The sequence below is a fragment of the Stappia sp. genome (assembly GCF_048261845.1).
GTDB lineage: Bacteria > Pseudomonadota > Alphaproteobacteria > Rhizobiales > Stappiaceae > Stappia.
This window is the reverse complement of sequence record NZ_JBLXFR010000126.1, coordinates 1-5,497: the sequence shown is the minus strand read 5'-3', so window position 1 is coordinate 5,497 and position 5,497 is coordinate 1. Positions and strand designations below refer to the sequence as shown.

The following is a 5,497-nucleotide window of genomic DNA, read 5'->3' as shown; positions in this document are numbered from 1 at the left end:
GCCGGTGTTGGTGACCTCGATCTTGTAGGCGATCTCGTCGCCGACCGCATCGGCGAGCGCATTGCCGTTGCCGCCGCTGATGCCGGTGACGCTCTTCTTCACGTCGAGGCCGGGCAGCAGAAGCAGGGGAACGACCTCGATATCCTGAACCGGGTTGGTCTGGTCGCTGTCGGCCACGGCGGTGTTCTCGATCAACCCGTCGCCGCCGCCGTTGCTGTCGAGGTCGGCCTGAGTGACCGAGTAGGTGACGCCATAGATAGTGTAGGACTCGCCCGGGTCGAGGCTGACCGGCAGCAGTTCATCCGTGCCTGTGAGCGGGTCCACAACGGTTATGTTGGTCAGCGTCTGGTTGCCGGTGTTGAAGACCGCGATGTCATAGGTGATCACGTCCCCGGCCGCGTCGGCCTTGCCGTCCTTGCCATCGCCGCCCACGTCGATGACGGTCTTCTGGATCAGCATGCTGGGGCGCGGGATGTAGTTGCCGATCGGATCAACGGTATAGAGCTGGCCGGTCTCGGATACGGTGATGGTCTCGAAGGCGCCGGTGGTCTGGGTTTCGCCCGGCGGAATGATCTCGTCGATCTGATGGGTGCCGAGGGTCACGCCGAAAAAGGTATAGCTGCCGTCGGCGGCGGTGACGGTCGAGCGTTCGCCCGGGTCGAGCGTGCCGTCCTTGTCGGTGTCGATGAAGATGGTGACGCCTTCGACGCCGTCTTCGTCATCGCCGGTGCCGGCGACGCCGTCGGTGCCCAGCGGCTCCCAGATGCCGTTGCCGTTCCAGTCCTGGAACTTGTAGCCGGTGATGGCGCCGGCGGTCTGGACGTTCCATTCCTCAAAGCCGCCGTCCTCGTCATATTCGCTGGGCGGGCCGAGGCGGCCAAGCTCGGTATCGAGGTAGATATAGGTGGTCAGCGGATCGAGGCCGTCGAACTTGGACACCGGCACGAGCACCGAGTAATCGTCGGTGCCGCTGCCGGTCGAAACCTCGGTCATCAAAATCGTGACGTCAGAGCCGTATGCGGCATCCATGTCCCAGACCAGGTTCGAGGATTCCAGCGTCGTGCGGTCCTCGATGGTGCTCGAAGCCGACGAGTAGAGGGTGAACTGGTTCAGCGAGATCTGCGCGTCGGGATTGGAATTGCTCTCGTTCAGGTCGAGACGGAACTCGTAGTATTCGACGCCGTCGACCAGGATGATCGGGATCGAGCCGAGCAGCAAGGTCTCGGTCTTCGAAAGATCGACCTCGGGATTCGAGGGATCATTGCCGCCGCTGTCATCCGTATTGAAGCCGCGAACCACACCGTCGTTTCCCTTGAGGGCAAGGAAGGTGTTGTAGTTCCCGGTGCCCGATCCGATGTTGGCGGAGTCCTGGAAGATCACGCCGTCGATATCGGCGGAAGAGCCTGGTGCCTCAATGGAAATGTCAGTCATAGCAAAGACCTCGCAGCAAAATCGCCGCTTCCCAGGTCTTGCCAAAAATCAGCCTCGTCACCCTGACCGCGTGCAGGCACCGCCTGTCGCAGCCGAATTTGGAGCGCATTGAAATAGGCTGGAAAAAACTACCGGATACGCCCACGCGTCAATTGCGTGGTGGCACTAAGCCCCCTTCTCACCCGCGCAACAGAGTGGCGGATTCTCGTGTTATGTCAAGATTTATCGCCGCGGGACGCCTTGCGCGACTCCCGGATGGAGGGAAGATCGGGGCGCGGCGGGTCCGCTCAGATCGACATGCTCGGCTCGGTCAGCCGGAAGGTCGAGATGAACTCGCGGTGCGCGTTTAGGTTGGCCGCATCGTTGTCCGACCCGGTGCTGGTCAGGAACTGCAGCGTCACCTGGTCGGCCACGAGAACCGAGTGGTGCACCTGCAGATGGCCCTGCCGCAGGTCGAGGTCATAGGCCAGGATGCCGAGGTCGGCTTCGGCGCCGTCGTCGGTCTCGTAGTCGCCGAACGAGACCGCCTTGGGGTCGGGCAGCGAGGCGCGGACGCTTCTCTTGATCGTGGCGATGATCTGGTCGAGATCGGGGGCGGTGCCCGAGGCGTGGGCCTCAACGATGACCTTGGCGGTGACGTCGCCGTTCTGCCAGACCATGATGCCCTTCGGCAGTTCCAGGTCCAGCCTGTCCCAGCTTTCGGAAGGGCAGAACGAGAAATCCGACAGGATCGACTGGCAGGGCTCGGCCGCGAGCGGCAGGGCGCTGGCCAGTGTAATGGCGGCGGCGGTCAATATGGTGCGCATTCGAATGTCCCCGTTTTCGTGCGACGGGGTAGGTTCATGCGCGGCCCGAAGCGCCGATACGGCACCGGCCGGGCACGTCGTGTCCCGTCATTTGTCCCGCCTCCAGTAGAGGCGGTGCGGGCGCGCGCGTCACCCCCGGAGGCGGTGGCCGGCGAAATCTTGCGGGTGTCCTGTTGCAGCTTTGCCGCGCTTTTTGACACACAAGGACTTGTGGTGGAGGCGCGCGCGCCCGCATTCCCTAGCGTAAGGCGTTCCGTTCAGGGTCAATCATGTGGCAGAGGGGGCAGCCTGCGCAGACGACATGCCTCAGAGGGGGAAGCGCGCCTCGAAGACGAAGGCGCCGTTGTCGATCCGGCGCTCGCAGCAGCCCTTGAGCGTGGTTTCGATCATCGCGCGGATCAGGGTAGTGCCGTAGCCCGTGGTCGGCGACAGCTCGGTCCGCTCGGTGGGGGTCTCGCGCCAGATCAGGGTAACGCGTTGCCTGTCCGCGTCGCCGGTCATCGGCTCGGACTTCCAGGTCACCTCGAGAGCGCCGTCCTCGAACCAGCTGCCATACTTCAGCGTGTTGGTCACCAACTCGTGGATCACCACCGTGATCGGCAGGATCGACTGCGCCGGCAGGGCGATCTCGGGACCCGAGGTGCTGACCCGCTCGGTGTCGGGCAGCAGGTCCAGTTCATCAGCCACGATCGAGGCCAGCGTCACGTTCTCGCGGCGGCTGGTTGAAATCAGGTTGTTGTGCGCGCGGCTGACCGACATCAGCCGGGGTTCGAAACTTTCGAACAGCTCTTCCCGGTTCTCGGTCGAGCGGAAGCAGCGGCGGAAGACCGATTGCAGGATGGCAAAGCTGTTGGAGGCGCGATGCGCGAGTTCGCGGCGCAGCACTTCCTGTGCGGCGGCATCGGCCTTGCGCTGCAGGGCGACGGCGATATGGCCGGCGATGGTGCGTGCGAAAAGCTGCAACTCGGTCTGGTCGCGGGTGCTGGCGGGGGCGAAGAATTCCATCACCCCGGCCAGGCCTTCGCGGCTGCGAATCGGGATGGCGAGGCCCTTGGCGAGATCGAGCGCCTCGAATGCCTCGCGACGGCTGAAGTTGTCGTTGCCGATGATCGGCAGGACCACCACGTCATCCCGCTCCCAACAGGTGCCGGGCAGGCCCTCGCCTTTTTCGAAGCTGTATTTCTTTGTTTCCTCTACGGCCTGCGCGTAGCGATCCTCGCGGATGTGCCAATGCTCGGTCGGGCGCAGGCGGGCCGGGCGCTCTGACTCGTCCAGCGTGTAGAAGTGGCCCAGCGGCCAGCCCGTCGCCTCGCAGATGCGGCCGATGCAGAAATCTATGAACTCGCCCGCGCTCTCCAGCTGAATCTGCGCATCCGAGATCGAGGCCATGGTCTCGGCCAGCCGGCGGCGCATCTCGCGTTCGCGGGCGATGGCCTGCTGTTCCTCGAGGCTGCGGATGAAGGCGAAGAACACCGTTTCGCCCTGGGAGGAGATGTCGGTGATCGACAGCTCGATCGGAAACTCCTCGCCCGAGCGGCGTAACGCGGTGATGTTGATCTTCTTGTTGAGAACCGGGCCGTCACCCGTCTCGCAATAGCGGGCAAGGCCCTCGGCATGGGCGTCGCGATGCTGGGGGGGCACGATGACGTCGCCCATCTGCCGGTCCAGCACCTCGCTTTGCAGCCAGCCGAACAGGCGTTCGGCACTGGCGTTCCAGGCGATGATCCGGCCGTCCGCATCCATGCCGACGACGGCATCGAGCGCCTTGTCGAAGAAAGTCATGAAGACGGAGGAGTCGATCGAGGGGAACTTCGTCAACAGCGTGCAGCGTCCAACCAAAGAACATCAAGAAGGCGGCCGAAACCGCAACCCGAGAGTCCCTGATACATCAAGACCGGCACTTGGCAACATCAAATGACATCCCTCCCGATTTACGCGGGGGAATGCCGCCCGTCTGGGCGCTGCGGCGGAGTTTCGCCTATTCTCCGGGCTCGGCCTGCGCGTGGCGGCCCGGTGCCGCCTTGCGCTGAAGCTCAAGCAGCTTGTCGCGGTTTTTTTCCTGCTCGCGAAAGGCCTGGGCGCCGCCGGAAAGATATTGCTTTGGCCACATGCGCTTGTTCATGGCGCCATACCACGCGGCGGCCTGGTGGGTGAAGAAGGGGTTCCACAGGTGCACCCGCCCGATGGCAACGAGGTCGGCGCGGCGGGTGTGCAGGATGGTATTGACCTGCGCCGCCTCGGTGACCGCGCCGACGGCCATGGTGGCGATCCTGGATACGTTACGCACGGCTTCCGCGAACTGCACCTGGAACATGCGTCCGTAGACCGGTTCCTGGTCGGGCACGGTCTGGCCGGCGGAGACATCGATCAGGTCGCAACCCGCCTCGCGGAAACCCTCGGCGATGGCGATCAGGTCGGCCTCGCTCAGCCCGCCATCCTTCCAGTCGCTGCCCGAGACGCGCACCGACATCGGACGCTCGGCAGGCCAGGCGGCGCGCATCGCCGTGAAGACCTCGAGCGGGAAACGCATCCGGTTCTCGACGCTGCCGCCGTAGTCATCCTCGCGCCGATTGGTCAGCGGCGACAGGAAGGAGGCGAGCAGGTAGCCGTGGGCGCAATGCAATTCGAGCATGTCGAAGCCCGCGCGTGCCGCCCGCTCGGTGGCGGCGGTGAATTCGTCGCGCACCCGGTCCATGCCGGCGCGGTCCAGCGCGGCCGGCTGATCGCTCACGCCCTCGAGCCAGGGCAGGGCCGAGGCCGAGACCAGCGGCCAGCGCCGCGACGCATCGGGGATCGGGTGGTCGGCCTTTTCCCAGCCCAGTTGCGTCGCGGCCTTGCGCCCGGCGTGGCCAAGCTGCATCGCGACCTTCGCCCCGGTGTTGGCATGGATGAAATCGACGATCTCTTTCCACTGCGCCTCTTGCCGGTCGCTCCACATGCCGGGGCAACCCTCGGTGATGCGGGCGTCGGGCGAGGGGCAGGTCATCTCGGTAAAGATCAGCCCCATGCCGCCGGCGGCGTGGCCGCAGTAATGCACCTTGTGCCAGTCGGTCAGGTCGCCCTCGGGCGTGGCGCTGTATTGCGCCATGGGCGACATCACCACGCGGTTGGCAAGCTCCATCTCGCGCAGGCGGAAGCGCGCGAACATCGGCGTCGGGCGGCGTTCCCGCAGGTCCTCGCCGGTCTCGCGCAGGTGGCGGGCGTACCATTCGTCGTCGGCGCGGCCCACGAAATCGGGGTCGCGCAGCAGCAGGTTGGCA

3 protein-coding genes and 1 pseudogene are annotated in these 5,497 nt (G+C 64.9%); all 4 read right to left on the bottom strand.

Translation table 11 applies throughout. The features are described from left to right. Nucleotides 1–1,431: hypothetical protein (locus tag ACN0T5_RS21660; protein WP_417770678.1), on the bottom strand; the 1,431-nt coding region annotated here is incomplete at its 3' end. Nucleotides 1,432–1,718: 287 nt separating this feature from the next. Next, complete coding sequence (locus ACN0T5_RS21655; protein WP_417770677.1) at nucleotides 1,719–2,237, bottom strand: hypothetical protein; 519 nt, start codon at nucleotides 2,235–2,237, stop codon at nucleotides 1,719–1,721. A 306-nt stretch (nucleotides 2,238–2,543) separates the two neighbouring features. Beyond that, complete coding sequence (locus ACN0T5_RS21650; RefSeq protein WP_417770676.1) at nucleotides 2,544–4,055, bottom strand: PAS domain S-box protein; 1,512 nt, start codon at nucleotides 4,053–4,055, stop codon at nucleotides 2,544–2,546. Between the two features lie 160 nt (nucleotides 4,056–4,215). Next, nucleotides 4,216–5,497 (bottom strand): annotated as a pseudogene (locus tag ACN0T5_RS21645) (bifunctional salicylyl-CoA 5-hydroxylase/oxidoreductase); the annotation flags it as partial.